Source organism: Nostocoides australiense Ben110, from assembly GCF_001050535.1.
GTDB lineage: Bacteria > Actinomycetota > Actinomycetes > Actinomycetales > Dermatophilaceae > Nostocoides_A > Nostocoides_A australiense.
On the sequence record NZ_HG764815.1, the window covers coordinates 4,247,742 to 4,248,761 of the forward strand.

1 protein-coding gene is annotated in these 1,020 nt (G+C 70.4%); it reads left to right on the forward strand.

Annotated features, from left to right (window positions below):
• Positions 1–1,020 (forward strand): GTP 3',8-cyclase MoaA (gene moaA, locus BN11_RS21055; RefSeq protein WP_235435632.1); only part of this gene is annotated, 1,020 nt, incomplete at both ends.

Here is a 1,020-nt window from a genome sequence, read left to right on the forward strand (position 1 = left end):
CCTGCCGATGCCCACGGTGCGCTCCGACGCGCCTGGCTCGGGCCCGCTGGTCGACAGCTTCGGCCGGATCGGCCGTGACCTGCGCGTCTCCGTGACCGACCGGTGCAACCTGCGGTGCACCTATTGCATGCCGGCCGAGGGACTTCCCTGGCTGCCCAAGCCTGAGATGCTCACGGACGACGAGCTGGTCCGGCTTATCGGGCTCTTCGTGCGCCTCGGGGTCCGCCAGATCCGTCTCACCGGCGGCGAGCCGATGCTGCGCAAGTCACTGGTGAGCGTGGTCGAGCGCATCGCCGACCTCGACCCGCGGCCGACGATCGCCATGACCACCAACGGAATCGGGTTGGACCGGCTGGCCGCTCCACTCAGGGCGGCCGGGCTGGACCGGGTCAACGTCTCCCTCGACACGATCGACCCGCAGGAGTTCGTCGCGCTGACGCGGCGGGACCGGCTCGGCGATGTCGAGGCCGGGCTCAAGGCCGCTCAGGACGACGGCCTGACGCCGGTCAAGGTCAACGCCGTCGCCATGCGCGGAATCAACGACGAGGACGTCGCCGACCTGCTCGCGTGGTGTCTCGATCGCGGCTACGAGTTGCGCTTCATCGAGCAGATGCCCCTCGACGCGGGCCACGAATGGCAGCGCGGCACCATGGTCACCGCCGGCGAGATCCGCAGCGAACTGGAGAAGACCTACCGGCTCACCCCCCTCGACGGTCGTGGCAGCGCACCCGCCGAGCGCTACCTGATCGACGACGGACCGCATACCGTCGGCATCATCGCGAGCGTCAGCGCGCCCTTCTGCGCCGCCTGCGATCGGGTGCGCCTGACGGCCGACGGCCAGTTGCGCAACTGCCTCTTCGCCAACAGCGAATCCGACCTGCGCGGGCCGTTGCGCGACGGCGCGGACGACGCCGACCTGGAGGCCATCATCCGCGGCGAGATGTGGCGCAAGGCCCGTGGCCACGGCATCGGACGACCGGACTTCCACCAGCCCGACCGCCCCATGAGCGCCATCGGAGG